The sequence below is a fragment of the Burkholderia orbicola genome, from assembly GCF_900100915.1.
In the GTDB taxonomy this organism is placed as follows: domain Bacteria; phylum Pseudomonadota; class Gammaproteobacteria; order Burkholderiales; family Burkholderiaceae; genus Burkholderia; species Burkholderia orbicola.
Map to the genome: position 1 here is coordinate 2722487 of NZ_FNKW01000001.1, position 19108 is coordinate 2741594.

Genomic DNA, 19108 nt, shown 5'->3' on the forward strand with positions numbered 1-19108 from the left:
GCCCGCGCTGCCTGATGCTTATTCGTTCGGCGGCGGCGTCTTCGGCCGGAACTCGCACAGCGGCTCGATCGCGCAGTGCCAGCATTCGGGCCGGCGGGCCTTGCACACGTAACGCCCGTGCAGGATCAGCCAGTGATGCGCGTCCTGCAGGAATTCCTTCGGGGTGAACTTCTCGAGCGCGGCCTCGACGGCCCGCACGTCCTTGCCCGGCGCGAGCCCGGTGCGATTCGCGACGCGGAAGATATGCGTGTCGACCGCGATCGTCGGCTGGCCGAACGCGGTGTTCAGCACGACGTTCGCGGTCTTGCGGCCGACGCCCGGCAAGCCTTCGAGCGCTTCCCGATCGGCCGGCACCTCGCCGTCGTAGCGCTCGAGCAGGATTCGGCACGTCGCGACCACGTTCTTCGCCTTGGTGCGATAGAGGCCGATCGTCTTGATGTACTCGGTGACGCCTTCCTCGCCAAGCGCGACGATTTGTCGCGGGGTGTTCGCGACCGGAAACATTTTCCGCATCGCCTTGTTGACCGACACGTCGGTCGCCTGCGCGGACAGCATCACGGCGATCAGCAGCTCGAACGGCGTCGTATATTCGAGCTCGGTGGTCGGATGCGGATTGAGGCTCTGCAGCGTTTCGTAGATCGCGCGTCGTTTGCTGGCGTTCATGGAGCGTTCTGGTCGGGCGGCGCGGACGGGCCGTCCGGATCGTCGTTGCCTGCGTCGTTGTCGTGGTCGTTGCTGCCCGATGCGGCTTCGGCATCGCGCTGCGCCTGCTGTTCGGCGAGCCGCTTGCGGCGGGCCTCGGCCGCATCGATCTGCGCCTGGACGGCCGCGCTCACGCCTTCGGTGTTCTTCGGCCCGGCGCCTTGCCCGGACAGTTCTTCCTTCTTCTTGCGCGCGCGTTCGAGTGCGGCGGCGATGATCGCGCGTTTCTTCGCTTCGGCATCGTCGGCAGCCGGCGCGGCGGCCGGCGTGCCAGGCTGCGAACCGGGCTGCGCTGCAGAGGGCTCCGCAACCGGCTTGGCGGCACTGGCCGCGCGGCGGGCGGCGGCACGCGCTTCGGCGGCCTCGCGCTCGCGGCGCTCGCGCGCGAGCCGCAGGTCGTGGCGTTCGCGCGCGGCGTCGGCCTGTTCCTGCGACCACGCGTCCCAACCCGTGCGATCGCCGGTCACCGGCAGCATCGCGATGCAGTCGACCGGGCACGGCGGGATGCACAGGTCGCAGCCCGTGCACAGCGACGCGACGATCGTGTGCATCTGCTTCGGCGCGCCGACGATCGCGTCGACCGGACACGCCTGCATGCACAGCGTGCAGCCGATGCACAGGTTTTCGTCGATGAACGCAACCGCGCGCGGATGCTCGCTGCCGTTCACGGGGTTCAGCGGAATCACCGGCTTGCCGAGCAGGTTCGCGAGGCGCGCGATGCCTTCGGCGCCGCCGGGCGGGCACTGGTTGTAGTTCGCGTCGCCGGCGGCGATCGCCTCGGCGTACGGACGGCAGCCGTTATAGCCGCACTTCGTGCATTGCGTCTGGGGAAGCAGATCTTCGATGCGATCCGCGAGTGTTTTGGAGTCGGTCACGGTGACAACAGGCTGACAGCGGGCGCAGCGGCGCCGAATGGCTCTCGGTCGGCCGCGTCGGGCGCGGCCGGAGAGGTTTGCCAAAGCTCGATTATCGCCGATTTCCCGCATTGCGCCGGACGCCGTCTATGCGCATAATCGAACCGCTTTTTTGCAGGGGCTCAGCAGGAGGGCGGCCGTTCGCGGCGCGCCCGTTCCAGGGCGGCCGGCGCCGAGGCGGTGGGGGTGCCGGTCCGAATCAAGCGGCTCACATAGCAAAACGCCACCATGAATCAGCCAAAAATCAAAAGAGATCCTGAAGGTACGCGCCGCCGCATCCTGATGGCGGCAGCCGAAGAGTTCGCGAATGGAGGGCTGTTCGGCGCGCGCGTCGATCAGATCGCGCGCCGGGCCGAAACGAACGAGCGCATGCTCTATTACTACTTCGGCAGCAAGGAGCAGCTCTTCACGGCGGTGCTCGAACACGCGTTCTCCGCGCTGACCGAGGCCGAGCGCGTGCTGGATCTCGACGGCGTCGCGCCGGTCGAAGCCGTCACGCGGCTCGCGCATTTCGTTTGGGACTACTACCGCGACCATCCGGAGCTGCTCCGGCTCATCAACAACGAGAACCTGCACGAAGCGCGCTATCTGCACAAGTCGACGCGAATCCGCGAGATGATGTCGCCGATCGTCGCGAAGCTCGGCAACGTGCTGATGCGCGGCCAGAAGGCCGGGCTGTTCCGCGGCGACGTCGATCCGCTGCGCTTCTACGTGACGTTGTCGGGGCTCGGCTACTACATCGTCTCGAACCGCTTCACGCTCGCCGCGACGCTCGGCCGCGACTTCACCGACACCGACGAGCGCGCGGAGATGGTCCGGATGAACACCGAGGTGCTGCTCGCGTATCTGTTGCGGCGCTGACGCGACCAACGGACGAGCCGATGAGCTGCCTGCTCGCGGCCGCTGCCGAATAAAAAACGCCGCCGTTGCGTCAAGCAACGGCGGCGTTTTTGCGTCGGAACGCGGCGCGTCAGGCGGCCTTGCGGACCCGCGCGGCTTTTGCGCGCGGGCTGCCGGCCGCGCGTTTCGCGGCGGGCGCGGCCTTCGCGGCGGGCGTCCTGGCGGGCGCGACCGTCACGGCCGGCGCCTTCGCGCGTGTGCGTTTCGCGGCGGTGGCGCGCACCGCGGTTTCCGGCTCCGGCTTGGCGGCCGGCACGACGCCGATCGTGGTCGCATCCTGGGCATCGACGGGCAACTTCGTCGCGCCGGGCTTGGGCTCCAGCGCATGCTCGCGAATGAAGTCGCGCAGTTGCGGATAGATGATCGTGCGCCAGCGGCGGCCCGAGAAGATCCCGTAGTGGCCGCATTTCTCGGCGGTCAGGCTGCGGCGATCGTCTTGCGGAATGCCCGTGCACAGCTCGTGCGCGACGTGCGTCTGGCCGCTGCCCGAGATGTCGTCGAGTTCGCCCTCGATCGTCATCAGCGCGGTGTGCTTGATGTCCTGCGGCCGCACGCGCTCACCTTCGACGTCCCACGTGCCTTCCGCGAGCCGGAATTCCTGGAACACGACACGGATCGTCTCGAGGTAATACTCGGCGGCCATGTCCAGCACCGCGTTGTACTCGTCGTAGAAGCGGCGGTGCGCTTCGGCGTCGTCCTCGTCGCCGCGCAGCAGGCTCTGGTAAAAATCCCAGTGCGATTGCGCGTGCCGCTCCGGGTTCATCGCGACGAAGCCGGTGTGCTGCAGGAAGCCCGGATACACCTGGCGGCCTTCGCCCGGATAGTTCGCGGGCACCGTGTGGATCACGTTGTTCTCGAACCACGCGGTCGAGTGCTGCGTGGCGAGCGAGTTCACCGACGTCGGGCTGCGGCGCGCGTCGATCGGGCCGCCCATCATCGTCATCGTGAGCGGCGTGTCCTCGCCGCGGCTCGCCATCAGCGAGATCGCCGCGAGCACCGGCACCGTCGGCTGGCATACCGAGATCACGTGCAGGTTGCGCGCGCCGATATGACGGATGAATTCCTGGATGTACGCGATGTAGTCGTGCAGGTGGAACGGGCCCGTCTCGACCGGCACCATCCGCGCGTCGATCCAGTCGGTGATGTAGACCTTGTGATCCTGCAGCAGCGTGCGCACGGTGTCGCGCAGCAGCGTCGAGTGGTGGCCCGACAGCGGCGCGCAGACCAGCACGACGGGCTCGTCCTTCAGTTGCGTGACGGCGTCGGCGTCGTCCGAATAGCGCTTGAAGCGCAGCAGCCGGCAGAACGGCTTCTCGATGATCGTTTGCTCGACGATCGGAATGTTGTGGCCGTCCTTGACGATCTGATGAATGTTGAATTCCGGCTTCTCGTAATCCTTGCCGAGCCGATACATCAGCTCATAGGCAGCCGCCATCCGCGGGGCACCGGGCATCAGCGAGAACGGGCTGGACGGATTCGCGAACGACTTCGAGGCGGCCTGGGCCCAGGCCGTGAGCGGGCTCAGCATGGCCCGCTGGAATTCGTGCAGTTGGTAAAGCATGCAGGCTACTCCCGCGTGGGGGACGGTGCGCAAGGGCGGCGTGAGGCGTCGCGGCGTGCCGTGTGGGTCAGCGACCGGCCATGTTGCATTGCAGCCGGACAATCTCGCCGATCATATCGGACAACGATCGGTGGTGCAATGCAACATTTCCCCGGGTTTTCATCAAAGTGTTGCGATTTGACGATCTCTGAACAAGGCTTGCGCGCGCCGTTCAGCGGCCCGTAGCCACGGCCGGCGCGGGCTGGCCGGCCGCGCGCGCCATCGCGTCTTCGTGGTGCATCAGGTTCATCGCGGTGTGCACGAGCGCCACGTGCGAGAACGCCTGCGGGAAGTTGCCGACGAGCCGCCCGGCGACCGGGTCGTATTCCTCCGCGAGCAGCCCGAGGTCGTTCGACAGCGCGAGCAGGCGGCTGAAGAGTCGATGCGCGTCGTCGATCCGGCCGAGCAGCGCGTAGCTGTCGACCAGCCAGAAGCTGCACGCGAGAAACGTGCCTTCGCCCGGCGGCAGGCCGTCGTCGTATTCGGTCGTGCGGTAGCGCATCACGAGCCCGTCGTGCAGCAATTCCCGTTCGATCGCCTCGACCGTGCCGACGATGCGCGGGTCTTCCGGCGGCAGGAAGCCGAGCTGCGGCAGCAGCAGCACGCTCGCGTCGAGCTCGTCGCTGCCGTAGCTCTGCGCGAACGCCTGCTTGCCTTCGTGCCATGCGTTGGCGCAGACGTCCGCATGGATCTGCTCGCGCAGCGCGCGCCAGCGGTCGAGCGAGCCGGGCAGCCGGAACATCTCCGCCGACTTGATCGCGCGGTCGAACGCGACCCACGCCATCACCTTCGAGAACGTGAAATGGCGACGGCCCCCACGCGTTTCCCAGATGCCTTCGTCGGGTTCCTGCCAGATCTTCTCGAGGTGATCGAGCAGCGCGCACTGCACGGACCAGACCGTGTCGTCGGCCTGCAGGCCGCCCACGCGCGCGAGGTGCAGCGCGGCCATCACCTCGCCGAACACGTCGAGCTGGAGCTGGTTCGCGGCGCCGTTGCCGACGCGTACCGGCAGCGAGTCCTGGTAGCCGGGCAGCCAGTCGAGCTCCATCTCCGGCAGCCGGCGCTCGCCGGCGATCCCGTACATGATCTGGATCTGCTCGGGCGAGCCGGCCATCACGCGGCCGAGCCACGTGCGCCACGCACGCGCCTCGTCGTAGTAGCCGCCGCGCATCAGCGCGAGCAGCGTGATCGTCGCGTCGCGCAGCCAGCAGTAGCGGTAGTCCCAGTTGCGGTTGCCGCCGATCTTCTCCGGCAGCGACGTGGTCGGCGCGGCGACGATGCCGCCGGTCGGCTCGTACGCGAGCGCCTTCAGCGTGATCAGCGAGCGGCGCACGGCGGCCGCGTAGCGGCCCTGCACCTGACAGCGGCCCGACCATTCGAGCCAGTAGTTCTCGGTGCGCGCGAGCATCGACAGCGGATCGCGCGCGGGCGGCAGCCGCATGTGCGACGCCGCGTAGCCGAGCGAGAACGGCACGCGCTCGTCGGCGCCGACCGTGAATTCCGCGAGCGTATGGAGGTTCTTGCCGGTGAGCGGCACCGGCGTGCGCAGTACGACGGTATCGGGGCCGGCGATGGCCTTCATGCCGTCCTCGCGGGTCAGTTGCGTGACCCACGGAATCGAGAAACCGTAGTCGAAGCGCAACACGAGTTCCATGCGCATCTTCATCTTGCCGTGGCGGCCGACGACGATCCGCACCAGTTCGGACCAGCCGTTGCCGGGCGGCATGAAGTCGATCACGGTGACGGCGCCGTCGGCGCTTTCGTAATCGGTCTCGAGAATCAGCGTGTCGCCGCGATAGCGGCGGGTCGTGTGCGTGATCGCGGCGTCGGCGGCCGGAGCAAGCAGCCAGCGGCCGTGCTCGGGCGTGCCGAGCAGCGCCGCGAAGCAGGCGCCCGAATCGAAGCGGGGCCAGCACAGCCAGTCGACGGAGCCGTCTTTTGCGATCAGCGCGGCCGTGTGGCCGTCGCCGACGAGGGCGTAGTCTTCGATCAGGGCGGGCATGGGCAGGCGATCCTTGGGTATTCGAGTTTCACAATGCGGACGTCGGCGCCCTCGACTTCACGCGCGGGCGCCGCGCCCCGTATACTCGGCCGGGCGGCGGAGCGCGTGAACGGCCGGCGTTTCGTCCTATCTCAACACTTGAAGCGACTCGATGCAAGGAGGATTCAATGCCCAACCGTTTACGCGAGCGTGACGCACGCGCTTCGACACGAGGGTTCCCGCTTAGGTTCGCTCACTGGATGAAAGGTTTCGCGATCGTGCTTTCCCTGTCCGCGACCCACGCATTCGCGCAGCAATCGTCCGCCCCGGCCGACGGCGTCTACAACCTGCTCGTCGGCACCTATACGGGTGGCGGCAGCGACGGGATCTACGTTTACCGCTTCGATACCAAGAGCGGCAGCGTCGCGCCGGTGTCGTCGGCGAAGACCGTGAATCCGTCGTACCTGTTGCCGAGCCGCGACGGTCGCACCGTCTACGCGGTCAACGAGCTGCCCGGCGACGACGGGCCGGCGACGCAGCGCGGCGGCGTGAGCGCGTTCCGCTTCGACGCGAAGACGGGCGCGCTGAGCTTCATCGACCGCGTATCGTCGGAAGGGAACGATCCGTGCTATCTCGCGCTGTCGCCGGACGGCAAGTACCTCGTCACCGCCAACTACTCGGTCGCGGCCGACCCGGGCGGCAGCTTCGCGGTGCTTCCGCTGCGCGACGACGGCGCGGTCGGTCAGGCCGTGCTGACGGTCCACCACGAAGGCACCGGGCCGGTGAAGGGCCGCCAGGACGGCGCGCACGTGCATTCGACGGTGTTTTCGCCGGACGGCCGCTATCTGTTCGTGCAGGATCTCGGCGCGGACAAGATCTACGGCTACCGCTACACGGTGGACGGCAGCCGCGGGCTGATCAGCCCGACCGACACGCGCTACACGCCGGTGAAGGCGGGCTCGGGCCCGCGTCACATGGTGTTCAGCGCCGACGGCCGGTTCGCGTACGTGACGAGCGAACTCAACGCGTCGGTCGAGGTGTTCGCCTATCACGACGGCAAGCTGACGCCGATCGAGACGCTGCCGATGACGGCGCCGGGCTTCAAGGGCAAGGTCGGCGGCGGCGCGATCCACCTGTCGCCGGACGGCCGCTTCCTGTACGCGAGCAACCGCGGCGACGCGAACGACCTCGTGATCTACGCGGTGAACAAGGCCGACGGCCGGCTGAAGCACGTCGGCCGCCAGTCGAGCCTCGGCAAGACGCCGCGCGAGTTCCTGATCGATCCGACCGGCAAGTGGCTGATCGTCGGCAACCAGGACAGCGACACGTTCTACGTGTTCAGTCGCGATGTCGAAACGGGGCAGCTCGGCGCGAATCCGCAGAAGATCGCGGTCGGCAAGCCGGTCGACTTCAAGCTGGTGCCGGTCGCGCAGTAAATCGCGGGGATTCCCGGCTGATGCAAGAAGGGCGCTGCCGATGCAGCGCCCTTCGTATTTCAGGCAGTCGGTTTCACGACGCGCCCATGTCGATGAACGGCGGCCGGCGGGCCGCCTGCCTCAGTCGGCCGCGGCCGGCACGAGCACCTCGCGGCTGCCGTTGATGCCCATCGCCGACACGAGGCCGGCCGCCTCCATCTGCTCGACGAGCCGCGCCGCGCGGTTGTAGCCGATGCGCAACTGCCGCTGCACCGACGAGATCGACGCGCGCCGCGTGCGCACGACGAATGCGACGGCTTCGTCGTACAGCGGATCGGCTTCCGCGTCCGGCGCGTCGCCGAACAGGTCCTGCGTCGCGCCGTCGGCAGCCGGGCCGTCGAGGATGCCTTCCTCGTATTGCGGCTCGCCGAACTGCTTCAGGTACTCGACGATCCGGTGCACTTCCTCGTCGGCGACGAACGCGCCGTGCACGCGCTGCGGATAACCGGTGCCCGGCGGCAGGAACAGCATGTCGCCCATCCCGAGCAGCGACTCCGCGCCCATCTGGTCGAGGATCGTGCGCGAATCGATCTTCGACGACACCTGGAACGCGACGCGCGTCGGGATGTTCGCCTTGATGAGGCCGGTGATCACGTCGACGGACGGGCGCTGCGTCGCGAGGATCAGGTGGATGCCGGCCGCGCGCGCCTTCTGCGCGAGGCGGGCGATCAGTTCCTCGATCTTCTTGCCGGCGACCATCATCAGGTCGGCCAGCTCGTCGATCACGACGACGATCAGCGGCAGCGTCGACAGCGGCTCCGGATCCTCGGGCGTTAGCGAGAACGGGTTGCCGATCTTCTTTTCCTTCGCTTGCGCGTCGCGGATCTTCTGGTTGAAGCCCGCGAGGTTGCGCACGCCGACGGCCGACATCAGCCGGTAGCGCTTCTCCATTTCGCCGACGCACCAGTTCAGCGCGTTCGCCGCGAGCTTCATGTCGGTGACGACCGGCGCGAGCAGATGCGGGATGCCTTCGTAGACCGACAACTCCAGCATCTTCGGGTCGATCATGATGAGCCGCACGTCTTCCGGCGTAGCCTTGTACAGCAGCGACAGGATCATCGCGTTGATCGCGACCGACTTGCCCGAACCCGTCGTGCCGGCCACGAGCATGTGCGGCGCCTTCGCGAGATCGGTGACGACCGGGTGGCCGGTGATGTCCTTGCCCATCGCGATCGTCAGTTGCGACGGCGAATGCTGGTATTCGCGTGCGGCAAGAATTTCCGACAGGCGGATCATCTGGCGCTTCGCGTTCGGCAGTTCGAGGCCCATGCAGGTCTTGCCGGGGATCGTCTCGACGACGCGGATCGACGTGAGGCCGAGGCCGCGCGACAAGTCCTTCATCAGGCCGACGATCTGGCTGCCGCGCACGCCGAGCGCGGGTTCGATCTCGAAGCGCGTGATCACGGGGCCGGCCGACGCGCCGACCACCGTCACCGGCACCTTGAATTCCTGCAGCCGCTGCTCGATCACCTGCGCGGTTTGCGCGAGGTGTTCGTCGGTGATCATTTCGACGTCGTCGGACGCGGGCTCGAGCAGGTCGAGCGTCGGCAATTCGACGTTGAACGACGCGGGTGCGTGGAATTCGAACGCGTTCGGGCGCGGCGGGCGGGCTGGGGTATCGGCTTGGGCGGGGCCGGTTGCCTCGATTGGATGGGAGGCCGGTGCGCCGATCGGCGGGGCTGCCGGCGATGGCGGCGCAGAAACGACGGTGGCCGGCGTGGTCGGCAGGTTCGCGCCGGGGACGGTTGCCGCCAGCGGTGCCGTGGTCGGTGCTGCCGTCACGTCATGCGACATGGACCAGCCCGACGGTGAGACGGCAGGGGCGGGCGATGTCGTGAACGTCTGAGTCGCGGCCGGGGCGGCGGCAGGGACGGACGCGATCGACGGAGCCTGCGTCGCGGTGGCCGCACCGATGGACGTCAGCGGCCCGGCCGCGGCGACAGGCGCGCTGGCGATCGGGTGCGCTGGCGTGGCGGCGGCCGTGGTCGTCGGCGCGAGCGCGCTGAAGGACGTGAAGGACGTCGACGTCGCGGCGGACGCGGTTGGCGATACGGGCAGGCTGATTGGCGGCTGCGGAGCGACCGCGCCCGATGCGCTGAATGGAGCGAAGGTCGTCGTACCGGTCGACATGGCTGCTGTGTCGACAGGAAATGCCGATGCCGACGGGGAAGACGACGCGGCGATCGATGTGGACGTGAAAGTCGCGGGCGTCGCGGTAGCGGGCACCGGCGTTGCGGGCACCTGCGCAGTCGAACCGAACGTCGAAGCCGATGCGCCAGTCGTCGACGGCATCACGGTGGGCGCATCGGGTGATGCAGGCGTCGAGGTGCGGGAAAGCGAACCGTCAGTCGTGTCCGTGACCCCGGCGGGCGATGCCGACGCGGGGGCGGCAACGGGCGATGCCGAGGCGGCCGGTTGCGACGGCGAAGCGGACGCCGTGCCGGTTACGCCGACCGGCGAACCTGCGGTAGCGACGGGCGCGATGTTCGATGCGGAGGCGGGCGCGGATGCGTGTGCAGTCGAGCCATGAGCCGTGCCGGTCAGCGGCGATGCATTGACGGCCGAAGCCGCCGAGGTTGCGGCAAACGGCTGAACCGCCGGCGATTTCGGCGGTTCAGCGGCAACGGTCGTTTGTGTCGCTGCGGGCGGTATCGTCGGCGCGGTCCAATATGTAGCGGGCGTCGCGCGTTGAGCGACCGCCGACAGCGGTGCCGCGGGTTCCGCCGCCTCGACCGGCTTGACGGCGTCCGGCACGTGATTCGATACCGCCGGTGCGGACGTTGCCGCGATCGACGCGGTTTCCGAACGTGCGCTCACGGACGTTCCCGCGAGCGACGAAGCGGGCAGGGCAGCGAACGGAACGATGCCGTCGGCAGGCTTCGCGGCGGCGTGCGGGTCGGCAGCCCCTTGAGGCACGCGGGCCGAAGCGGCGCGATCGATTGCAGACGCCGGTTGCGCGTCGGCCTGGCCGTCGATATCGATAGACCCGGTCGGCTTGCAGGTGTCGAGGTCGCGAACCGCTGCATCTCCTCCTTGTGTGAAGGCTGAATGCGCGGATTGCGGTCCCGCGGTGACTGCCGGCGGCTCGGCGATCGGGTTTCCGGTCGACACGTCGAGCGCCGGAACCGGCGCGCTGACGACATCTTCCCAAGGCGCGAAGTCGATGGGTGCGTCGATCGACGGTGCTGCGACCCCGAATGCCGGCGCGTCGGGCGTAGCGTCGACGTGACGGATTGCGTCGTCGGCGCGATGCGAGAACGCCGCATCGTTGCTGCCGGTATTCGGCCGTGCGTTCGGTTCAGCGTCACCGAATGCAGGAGGGGACAAATCGCCAACCGGAGCCTGCGCGATGCCGGACTGCGCCGGCATGAAGGCGTCGAGCACGATCGGCGCGTTGTCGTCGTATGCGGGCGCGGCATCGTGTTCGGCCGGAGCATTGGCGTCCTGGGCTGCGATGCCGTGCGTCGCGGAGCCGAACGCATTCGACACGGTCGCCGATGCCGGTGCGGCCACGCTGCCGGCTGCGGCGGCGACACCGGCCACGGCAGCGGCTGCTGCCGCCGTCTGCGCTGCATCGCCGGACGGCGTGCCGCCCAGCGACGCCCATTGCGCGGTGCTGGCCTCGATCGAACGCAGCGTGTCGTGAACGCTCGGTGCGGGCGTAATCGGCGCGGCCGGCTTCTCGTTCCACGCATAGAGCGGCGCGCGCGCCGGCGCGGGCGGCGCCGGGCGGCGTCGTGCCGCGTCCGTCGACAGGCCGGCTGGCGTTGTTCCTGTGACCGGGCGCGCCGGCGGGCGCGGCGGCTGCGTAGCAGCCGGTCGCGGCGTGACCGTGGCGCGCGGCGCCGTCTGCGTCAGCGCTGCGGTGGCCGGGCGTGCGGCGGTCGGGCGCGGTCGGACGGGTTCGAATCCGACCGGAAGCGGCGCCGGCGCGGGGCGCGGCACTTGCGTGTTCGCTGCCGCGCGCGCGAGGCTGGCGGTGCTGCCGGTGGTCGGCGGCGGCATCGCGCTGGCCGGGATCGGCGCGGGTGCCGCGGGCGTGCGCTGCGGCGCGCTCGGCTTCAGCCAGCCCGACGGCGCGACGGGTTCCGCAAGGGGGCGCGGCGGGGTCTTGCTGCGCGGCTTCGGCCGTGCCTGCGGATCGGGTTTCCACACTGTCGGGCGCGAATACCGGCCGTTCTGGCGCGGCGCCATCGAGTTGACGGTGTGCGCGGTGGTCGGCTGCACGACGTCGTCGTCGCGATGCAACGCACTGCGCGGCAGGTCGGCGATCCCGCGCGCGTCGTCGTCGTCGCCGTCGCGCGACAGCTTGACGCCGAACGACGTGTCGACCCACGCGGCGAACTGCCGCCAGCCGATGCCGGTCAGCCACGGCAAGCCGGCGAAGAACAGCACGACCATCGCGACCGGCGTGCCGATCGGGCCGAGCACGTGGGCGAAGCCGGCGGAGAACGCATGGCCGAGCGCGTTCGTGTCGGGGCCCGACAGCGGGCTCGTCAGCGTGACGCTTGCGACGAATACCGCGGCGAAGCCGAGCCACAGGCGGATCGAGCCGCGGCCGGCAAGCCCGCCGCCGCCGGGCAGCATCGCCTGCACGAGACGCCAGAAGAGAAGGAGGAACCAGACGGCGGAGATGCCGAACCAGCCGAAGACAACCGTGTGCATGCTTTGAAACAGGAGTGGGGAGGGGCGCGCGGGGCGCGACCCGCCGAGTTTAACCGGCCGGCGAACAAGACTCTAACGCGGCGTGATTCCGATTCACGCCGCGCGACGCACGTGGGTGGCACGTGCATGTCGCGCGCCACGCGAAGGCGGTCGGTCGGCCTCCGCGCGCGCCGTGCATCAGGGGCTCCGGTGCGTGAACGTCAGCGTTGCGCCGGCCTGGGTCACGATCTGCAATTGCTGGGGCGCGCGCATCTGCACGCCGGTCTTGTCGACGTGGGCGAGCGCGTCGAGATACGCGGACTCGAGCTGGCCGCCGAGCGTGTTCGGGCAGGCCATCCGCGTGCCGGCGAGCGGGCCGAAGCTCAGCAGGCCGTTCTTGACCGCATAGGTGCCCATGTAGCGATTGCAGCCCGAGAACCCGCTCGCGCGCCGGATGCCCGACTCGGTCGACAGTGCGAGCTTGATCGGCTCGCCGTTGTCGCCGTGCGGGATCGCGCGTTGCGTGCCGTCGGCGTTCACCCAGTTGGTGAGTTCCCAGCTCGTGTCGTCGAGCAACTGGACGGCGGCCGGGTTGTACGGGTCGGGCGCGGGGGCGGCGGAATCGGGATGGGTCGGCATCGTGCAGGCGGCGAGAAGCGTGGCAAGCGTCAACGCGCAAAGCGGCGCGCGCAACGGGCGAAGCAGGCCGGTGCGTGCGCGTGCGGCCGCGGACAGGTGGGACATGAGCCTCGTTCCTCTTCGGATTCTGATCAAGGCGTAAGAGTAACGCACCCGCCCCGCGGCAGGCGAGCCGACACTTCGCGCGCGAAAACGTTCGCAGCCCGCCCACGGGCCTCGCGCGACATGGCGCCGGGGGCGGCCAAACGGCCCAAACCGGCCTGGATGCCCGTGTTAACATCGAAGCCGTTTTCGTCCTCCAACAGAACCAGCGGGAAATCACATGCAGATCGGTCAGCGGCTCGGTACGCCGCTTTCACCCTCGGCCACGCGCGTCATGCTGCTCGGCGCGGGCGAGCTCGGCAAGGAAGTCATCATCGCGTTGCAGCGTCTCGGCGTCGAAGTCATTGCGGTCGATCGCTATCCGGACGCGCCCGGCCATCAGGTCGCGCATCGCGCGCACGTGATCGACATGACGGACCCGGCCGCGCTGCGGGCAGTCGTCGAGGCCGAGCGTCCGCACCTGATCGTCCCCGAGATCGAGGCGATCGCCACCGACGCGCTCGCGGCGATCGAGGCGGCTGGCCTCGCCGAGGTGATCCCGACCGCGCGCGCGACGCAGCTCACGATGAATCGCGAAGGGATTCGCCGGCTCGCGGCCGAGGAGCTCGGCCTGCCGACTTCCCCGTATGCGTTCGCCGATTCGTTCGAGGCATTCAGCGCGGCCGTCGCGAAGATCGGCATGCCGTGCGTCGTGAAGCCCGTGATGTCGTCGTCGGGCAAGGGGCAGTCGGTCGTGAAGACCGACGCCGACGTGAAACCCGCGTGGGACTACGCGATGGCGGGCGGGCGCGTGAACCACGGCCGCGTGATCGTTGAGGGCTTCGTCGATTTCGACTACGAGATCACGCAACTGACCGTGCGCGCGATCGACCCGGCGACGCTCGATACGCGTACCTATTTCTGCGAACCGGTCGGCCACGTGCAGGTGGCGGGCGACTATGTCGAATCGTGGCAGCCGCAGCCGATGAGCGCGGCGGCGCTAGAGAAGTCGCGCGAGATCGCGCACAAGGTGACCGAGGCGCTCGGCGGGCGCGGCCTGTTCGGCGTCGAGCTGTTCGTGCGCGGCGACGACGTATGGTTCTCCGAGGTGAGCCCGCGGCCGCACGATACGGGCCTCGTCACGCTCGCCTCGCAGCGTCAGTCGGAATTCGAGCTGCACGCGCGGGCGATTCTCGGGCTGCCGGTCGATCCGGCGCTCGGCACGCCGGCTGCGTCGGCGGTGATCTACGGCGGCCTCGACGAGCGCGGGATCGCGTTCGACGGCGTGCGCGACGCGCTCGCGGTGCCGGGCGCGGACTTGCGCCTGTTCGGCAAGCCGGAAAGTTTTGCGAAGCGACGCATGGGCGTCGCGCTGGCGACCGGCGCGACCGTCGACGAAGCCCGCGAACGCGCGAAGCGTGCGGCCGCGGCCGTCCGGCCCGTGTCGGCGCGCTGACGGAACGAGGAGAGGACGATGGCGTCGAGATGGTTGCGTATCGGAAAGCTGGGCGTCGCGCTGGCGCTCGTCGCGAGTCTCGCGGGCTGCGGCCTCGCGGCCGCGCCGTGCCGGGTGGCGTCGGCCGGACTCAAGATCGTGCCGCTCGTCGGCCATGTCGCCGCGGCGCCGACCGATGCGTGCGCGGATGTGATCGATCCCTGATTCTGGCAAGCCGCCGAGCCTCCCTATAAACAACAACCGCGCGCCCCGCGAGGGCGCGCTTCCACCCGTCTCGTGAGAGGACCTGCATGATTCGCCAAACCCTCGCCGCGCTTGCGCTCGCCGGCACCGCCGTTTCCGTCGCGCATGCCGCGCAACTGACCGTCGAGGAGATCGACGCCGACGCGCGCCAGCAAACCGTCTACCAGTGCGCGAACCAGAAGCAGCCCGTGCGCGTGTCGTACTGGCTCGCAGGCAACGGCCAGAGCTTCGCGCTCGTGCCGGTCGACGGCAAGCAGATGCTGTTCGTCGATACGGTGTCGGCATCGGGCGCGCGCTACCAGGCCGGCCGCTATACGTGGTGGACGAAGGGCAAGGAAGCGACGCTGCGCGACGAGATCGCCGACCCGAAGTCGCCGCCGCTGCTGGGCGACTGCGTGCAGGTCGAGAAGAAAAAGAAGAAGGGCTGAGCGGCGGGCGCGATCGCGGAGCGTATTCATCCGTGTTGACCGCTGTCGGGCTGAAGGCTCGACACGCGGGTTGGCGGCGGGGCGTGCTGATGCGAGGCTCCCGGATCGAACCCTTAATCGAGTTCATCGGCCGATACGGATACCCCGATCGACCAACCGCTGGCCCGCACGGGCGGGAGCAGGGCCGCCGCGCGAACCGCCGTCGTGGCCGTTCGCGGCGTTGTCACGGACAGATTCCCGCACGGTGCTACAATACGGCCCTTTCCGCCGGCATTCGCGCCGAACGGAGTCCGCACGGTCTGGCGTCCAGCGTTCGCATTGAACCGGTCCCAAGCACCAGAGCGGCGCCGCGCGGCGCGCCGCGGCTCCGTCTATTTCCGAATTGTGATGAGCGCAGGCCCGGCCGGCCTGACGCACGATGTCCCCGCCGCGCCTTTTGAGCGAAACGCCACCATGTCCGATTCTGTCGCCAAGCCCGTCGACGCAACCTTCGATCAATTCGGCCTTGCCCCCGATATCCTGAAAGCCATTGTGGAGCAGGGCTATACGACGCCGACGCCGATCCAGGCGCAGGCCATTCCGGTCGTGCTCGCCGGCCGCGACGTCATGGGCGCCGCGCAAACGGGCACCGGCAAGACCGCGAGCTTCTCGCTGCCGATCATCCAGCGTCTGCTGCCGCAGGCCAACACGAGCGCGTCTCCGGCGCGCCACCCCGTGCGGGCGCTGATCCTCACGCCGACCCGCGAACTCGCCGACCAGGTCGCCGCGAACGTGCACGCGTATGCGAAGCACACGCCGCTGCGCAGCGCGGTGGTGTTCGGCGGCGTCGACATGAACCCGCAATCGGCCGAACTGCGCCGCGGCGTCGAGATCCTGATCGCGACCCCGGGCCGCCTGCTCGACCACGTGCAGCAGAAGACGGCGAACCTCGGCCAGGTGCAGATCCTCGTGCTCGACGAAGCCGACCGGATGCTCGACATGGGCTTCCTGCCCGATCTGCAGCGCATCCTGAACCTGTTGCCGAAGGAGCGTCAGACGCTGCTGTTCTCCGCCACCTTCTCGGGCGAAATCAAGAAGCTCGCGTCGACCTATCTGCGCAACCCGCAGACGATCGAGGTCGCGCGCAGCAACTCGACGAACGCGAACGTCACGCAGATCGTCTACGACGTCGCCGAAGGCGACAAGCAGGCGGCCGTCGTGCAATTGCTGCGCGATCGCGGCCTCAAGCAGGTAATCGTGTTCTGCAACAGCAAGATCGGCGCGAGCCGCCTCGCGCGCAATCTCGAACGCGACGGCGTGGTCGCGTCGGCGATTCATGGCGACAAGACGCAGATCGAGCGGATGCAGGCACTCGACGCGTTCAAGCGCGGCGAGATCGAGGCGCTGGTCGCGACCGACGTGGCCGCGCGCGGCCTCGACATCGCCGAACTGCCGGCCGTGATCAACTTCGACCTGCCGTTCAGCGCGGAAGACTACGTGCACCGGATCGGCCGTACCGGCCGCGCGGGCGCGACGGGCGACGCGCTGTCGCTGTGCAGCCCGAACGAGCGCAAGCAACTCGCCGATATCGAGAAGCTGATCAAGCGTCCGCTCGACGTGCAGACGCTTACGATCGACAAGCCGGCACGCCAGCGTCACGACGAACGTGGCGGCGAGCGCAACAACAGTGAGCGCGGCGGCGAACGGGGTGGCGAACGCGGCGGTCGGCGCGATCGCGACGAGCATCGCGGTGCATCGGGCCGCCGCTCGGGCAGCACCGAGCGCGGCGGCCATCATCGCCGCCACGAAGCGCCGGTCGACGATTTCTTCCTGAAGCCGTACGAGCCGTCGGCGTCGGCGAAGCAGCCGGACGATGCGCAGCCCGCGCAGCAGCCCGAGAAGAAAGGGCCGAAGCGCCAGGTTGCCGCGCTGCTCGGTGGCTTCGGGATGCCGCGCAAGCCGTCGGCGTAAGCCGGACGGAGCGGCGGGGCGGCGTGTGAGCGCTGCCCGGACAAGCGGGTGCATGCGATGAGCATGTGCCCGTTTTTCATTGGGCGACGTGATCGGGGCGGTGTGCAGCAGCGAGTATCGCTTGACGCGCAGGGGAGGGACCGACGCCGAGTCGTCAGCCGGCGTGGCGCTCAGGCTTCCGTCATGCTTTCATGCGAGCGGATTCGACGCTCGCGGAGGCCGGAGCGTAGTCGGCACGGGCCGGTGTCCTGCAAGCGACTCAACCGGCGCGCGGCCCGAAGCGACGCGCCCACGCATCGGTCGCGGCCGCGTAGAACGCGTCGAGCGTCCCGCCCGGTAGATCGCCATCGTTGGCCAGGCCGAGATGCGCGGCCGCAGCCTGCAGCGCGGGCAGCGGATCGTTGCGTTCGAGCGCCGTCGCGCCCGTCTGCTTGCTGAGCTTTTCGCCGTTCGCATCGACGACGACCGGCACGTGCAGGTACTCGGGCGTCGGCACGCCGAGGCAGCGCTGCAGGTAGATCTGGCGCGCGGTCGAGTCGAGCAGGTCGGCGCCGCGTACGACATGCGTGATGCCGGCATCGGCATCGTCGACGACGACCGCGAGCTGATACGCCCACTGGCCGTCCGCGCGTTTCAGCACGAAATCGCCCACTTCGGTCGCGAGGTTCTGCGATTGCGTGTGCTGCCAGCGATCGTCGAACGTGATGACCGCGTCGCAGCCGTCCGGCACGCGCAGCCGCCATGCGCGTGCGGGCTTGCCGTGCAGGCCGGTGCGACAGGTTCCCGGATACGCGAGCGTCGTGTGGCGTTCATGGGCGGCGCGCAGTGAATCGGCGATCTCCTTGCGCGTGCAGCCGCACGGATAGACGAGCCCCGCCGCGACGAGCCGCTCGAGCGCGGCCGTGTACGCCGCGTCGCGCGTGCTCTGCCAGACGGGCGGCTCGTCGGGCGTCATGCCGAAATGCGCGAGCGTCGCGAGGATGTCGTCGGCCGCGCCGGGCACCGTGCGCGGGCCGTCGAGATCCTCGATGCGCACGAGCCATGTGCCGCCGTGCGCGCGTGCGTCGAGCCAGCTCGCGAGCGCGCCGACCAGCGAGCCGAAGTGCAGCGGCCCGGTGGGCGAAGGCGCGAAGCGGCCGCGATAGCCGGGGTTCATCGGCGGTGCGCGGTGCGATGCGCCGTTACGCGGCGCTGGCGGCCTGTGCGCAGGCGGGGCACGACTTGCCGGGCACGTAGCTCGGCGATTGTTGCGCTTCCGGCGTGACGACCGCACGGCACGCGAAGCACGTGACGTTCTCGGTGGGCTGGAGCTGCGGGTTCAGCGCGGTGCGGTAGTCGAACACGAAGCAGTCGCCGTGATAGTGCGCGCCGCCGACTTCCTCGAAGTACTTCAGAATGCCGCCTTCGAGCTGGTACACGTTGTCGATGCCGATTTCCTTCATGTGGATCGCGGCCTTCTCGCAGCGGATGCCGCCGGTGCAGAACGACACGACCGTCTTGCCTTCGAGGTCGGCGCGGTTTGCGTCGATCACTTCCGGGAATTCGCTGAACTTGTCGATCCGGTAGTCGAGCGCGTTGTCGAACGTGCCGACGTCGACTTCGAACGCGTTGCGCGTGTCGAGCATCACGACCGGGCGGCCCGCATCGTCGTGGCCGCGGTCGAGCCACGCCTTCAGCGTGCGCGCATCGACGAACGGCGCGCGGCCGAGCTCCGGCTTGATCGCGGGCTTCTTCATCGTGATGATCTCGCGCTTCAGGCGCACGAGCATGCGGCGGAACGGCTGCGAGTCGGACAGGCTTTCCTTGAACTGCAGCGTCGCGAACTTGCCCTCGAACAGCGGATCGTGGCGGATGTACGCGATGAACGCGTCGGTGGCTTCGCGCGTGCCGGCGATGAACAGGTTGATGCCTTCCGGCGCGAGCAGGATCGTGCCGCGCAGGCCGAGTTCGTTGCAGCGGGCGGTGACGAGCGGGCGCCATTGCTCGTTCGCGTCGAGCGATACGAAGTGGTAGGCGGCGAGGTTGACGATGGTCATGATGGTCCGACGGGAAAACGGCCGCACGGCGGCCCGCAAAAAAGGGTGCGAAGCCGGGG

At 68.9% G+C, this 19108-nt stretch carries 14 protein-coding genes; 6 read left to right on the forward strand and 8 right to left on the reverse strand.

The window, feature by feature from the left end:
* Positions 1-18 precede the first annotated feature (18 nt).
* Positions 19-663 (reverse strand): endonuclease III, encoded by a 645-nt coding sequence (gene nth / locus BLS50_RS13040; RefSeq protein ID WP_074802377.1) that lies wholly within the window; start codon positions 661-663, stop codon positions 19-21.
* On the reverse strand, positions 660-1688 hold the full coding sequence (gene rsxB / locus BLS50_RS13045; protein WP_074802378.1) for an electron transport complex subunit RsxB: 1029 nt from the start codon (positions 1686-1688) through the stop codon (positions 660-662). The genes nth and rsxB overlap by 4 nt, the downstream gene beginning before the upstream one ends.
* Before the next feature lie 156 nt (positions 1689-1844).
* Between rsxB and BLS50_RS13050 the strand changes: the two genes are divergently transcribed.
* Positions 1845-2477 (forward strand): TetR family transcriptional regulator, encoded by a 633-nt coding sequence (locus tag BLS50_RS13050; RefSeq protein WP_006478198.1) that lies wholly within the window; start codon positions 1845-1847, stop codon positions 2475-2477.
* A gap of 109 nt (positions 2478-2586) precedes the next feature.
* On the opposite strand, the gene BLS50_RS13055 is transcribed toward BLS50_RS13050, so the two are convergent.
* Positions 2587-4077 carry a polyhydroxyalkanoate depolymerase gene (locus tag BLS50_RS13055; RefSeq protein ID WP_074802379.1) on the reverse strand — a complete coding sequence of 497 codons (1491 nt, stop codon included), beginning with the start codon at positions 4075-4077 and terminating at the stop codon, positions 2587-2589.
* A gap of 211 nt (positions 4078-4288) precedes the next feature.
* Entirely contained in the window at positions 4289-6118 is a 1830-nt protein-coding gene (locus BLS50_RS13065) for a glycoside hydrolase family 15 protein (protein ID WP_006478200.1), read from the reverse strand.
* Positions 6119-6285: 167 nt separating this feature from the next.
* Between BLS50_RS13065 and BLS50_RS13075 the strand changes: the two genes are divergently transcribed.
* Positions 6286-7533 (forward strand): lactonase family protein, encoded by a 1248-nt coding sequence (locus BLS50_RS13075; protein WP_080486867.1) that lies wholly within the window; start codon positions 6286-6288, stop codon positions 7531-7533.
* 120 nt (positions 7534-7653) lie between these two features.
* Here the strand turns inward: BLS50_RS13075 and BLS50_RS36310 are convergent, their stop codons facing one another.
* Positions 7654-12237: an FtsK/SpoIIIE family DNA translocase gene (locus tag BLS50_RS36310; protein WP_074802382.1), complete on the reverse strand. Its 4584-nt coding sequence runs from the start codon at positions 12235-12237 to the stop codon at positions 7654-7656.
* 177 nt (positions 12238-12414) lie between these two features.
* Positions 12415-12960 carry an META domain-containing protein gene (locus BLS50_RS13085; RefSeq protein ID WP_074802383.1) on the reverse strand — a complete coding sequence of 182 codons (546 nt, stop codon included), beginning with the start codon at positions 12958-12960 and terminating at the stop codon, positions 12415-12417.
* A gap of 217 nt (positions 12961-13177) precedes the next feature.
* Between BLS50_RS13085 and purT the strand changes: the two genes are divergently transcribed.
* The 4 genes from purT (at position 13178) to BLS50_RS13110 (ending at position 17013) form a co-directional block, all read left to right on the forward strand.
* A complete protein-coding gene (gene purT, locus BLS50_RS13090) occupies positions 13178-14392 on the forward strand; it encodes a formate-dependent phosphoribosylglycinamide formyltransferase (protein ID WP_074802384.1) in 1215 nt (404 codons plus the stop codon).
* An 18-nt stretch (positions 14393-14410) separates the two neighbouring features.
* On the forward strand, positions 14411-14596 hold the full coding sequence (locus BLS50_RS13095; RefSeq protein WP_006489604.1) for a DUF6726 family protein: 186 nt from the start codon (positions 14411-14413) through the stop codon (positions 14594-14596).
* Positions 14597-14682: 86 nt separating this feature from the next.
* Positions 14683-15063: an MliC family protein gene (locus tag BLS50_RS13100; RefSeq protein WP_012328941.1), complete on the forward strand. Its 381-nt coding sequence runs from the start codon at positions 14683-14685 to the stop codon at positions 15061-15063.
* Between the two features lie 453 nt (positions 15064-15516).
* Positions 15517-17013: a DEAD/DEAH box helicase gene (locus BLS50_RS13110; protein ID WP_023477164.1), complete on the forward strand. Its 1497-nt coding sequence runs from the start codon at positions 15517-15519 to the stop codon at positions 17011-17013.
* A gap of 259 nt (positions 17014-17272) precedes the next feature.
* On the opposite strand, the gene gluQRS is transcribed toward BLS50_RS13110, so the two are convergent.
* Positions 17273-18169, reverse strand: a complete 897-nt coding sequence (gene gluQRS, locus BLS50_RS13115; protein ID WP_074802385.1) for a tRNA glutamyl-Q(34) synthetase GluQRS — start codon at positions 18167-18169, stop codon at positions 17273-17275.
* A gap of 25 nt (positions 18170-18194) precedes the next feature.
* Positions 18195-19049, reverse strand: coding sequence for a sulfurtransferase (locus tag BLS50_RS13120; RefSeq protein ID WP_012328939.1), 855 nt, complete (start codon positions 19047-19049; stop codon positions 18195-18197).
* Positions 19050-19108 lie beyond the last annotated feature (59 nt).

Bases quoted from the DNA above. Each gene is read 5' to 3' on its own strand.
- BLS50_RS13100 (WP_012328941.1), top strand. From the start codon at position 14,683: ATGATTCGCCAAACCCTCGCCGCGCTTGCGCTCGCCGGCACCGCCGTT.
- BLS50_RS13065 (WP_006478200.1), bottom strand. From the start codon at position 6,118: ATGCCCGCCCTGATCGAAGACTACGCCCTCGTCGGCGACGGCCACACG.
- BLS50_RS13075 (WP_080486867.1), top strand. From the start codon at position 6,286: ATGCCCAACCGTTTACGCGAGCGTGACGCACGCGCTTCGACACGAGGG.
- BLS50_RS13095 (WP_006489604.1), top strand. From the start codon at position 14,411: ATGGCGTCGAGATGGTTGCGTATCGGAAAGCTGGGCGTCGCGCTGGCG.
- rsxB (WP_074802378.1), bottom strand. From the start codon at position 1,688: ATGCGGGAAATCGGCGATAATCGAGCTTTGGCAAACCTCTCCGGCCGC.
- purT (WP_074802384.1), top strand. From the start codon at position 13,178: ATGCAGATCGGTCAGCGGCTCGGTACGCCGCTTTCACCCTCGGCCACG.
- BLS50_RS13085 (WP_074802383.1), bottom strand. From the start codon at position 12,960: ATGTCCCACCTGTCCGCGGCCGCACGCGCACGCACCGGCCTGCTTCGC.
- BLS50_RS13110 (WP_023477164.1), top strand. From the start codon at position 15,517: ATGTCCGATTCTGTCGCCAAGCCCGTCGACGCAACCTTCGATCAATTC.
- BLS50_RS13055 (WP_074802379.1), bottom strand. From the start codon at position 4,077: ATGCTTTACCAACTGCACGAATTCCAGCGGGCCATGCTGAGCCCGCTC.
- BLS50_RS13050 (WP_006478198.1), top strand. From the start codon at position 1,845: ATGAATCAGCCAAAAATCAAAAGAGATCCTGAAGGTACGCGCCGCCGC.
- BLS50_RS13120 (WP_012328939.1), bottom strand. From the start codon at position 19,049: ATGACCATCGTCAACCTCGCCGCCTACCACTTCGTATCGCTCGACGCG.
- gluQRS (WP_074802385.1), bottom strand. From the start codon at position 18,169: ATGAACCCCGGCTATCGCGGCCGCTTCGCGCCTTCGCCCACCGGGCCG.
- BLS50_RS36310 (WP_074802382.1), bottom strand. From the start codon at position 12,237: ATGCACACGGTTGTCTTCGGCTGGTTCGGCATCTCCGCCGTCTGGTTC.
- nth (WP_074802377.1), bottom strand. From the start codon at position 663: ATGAACGCCAGCAAACGACGCGCGATCTACGAAACGCTGCAGAGCCTC.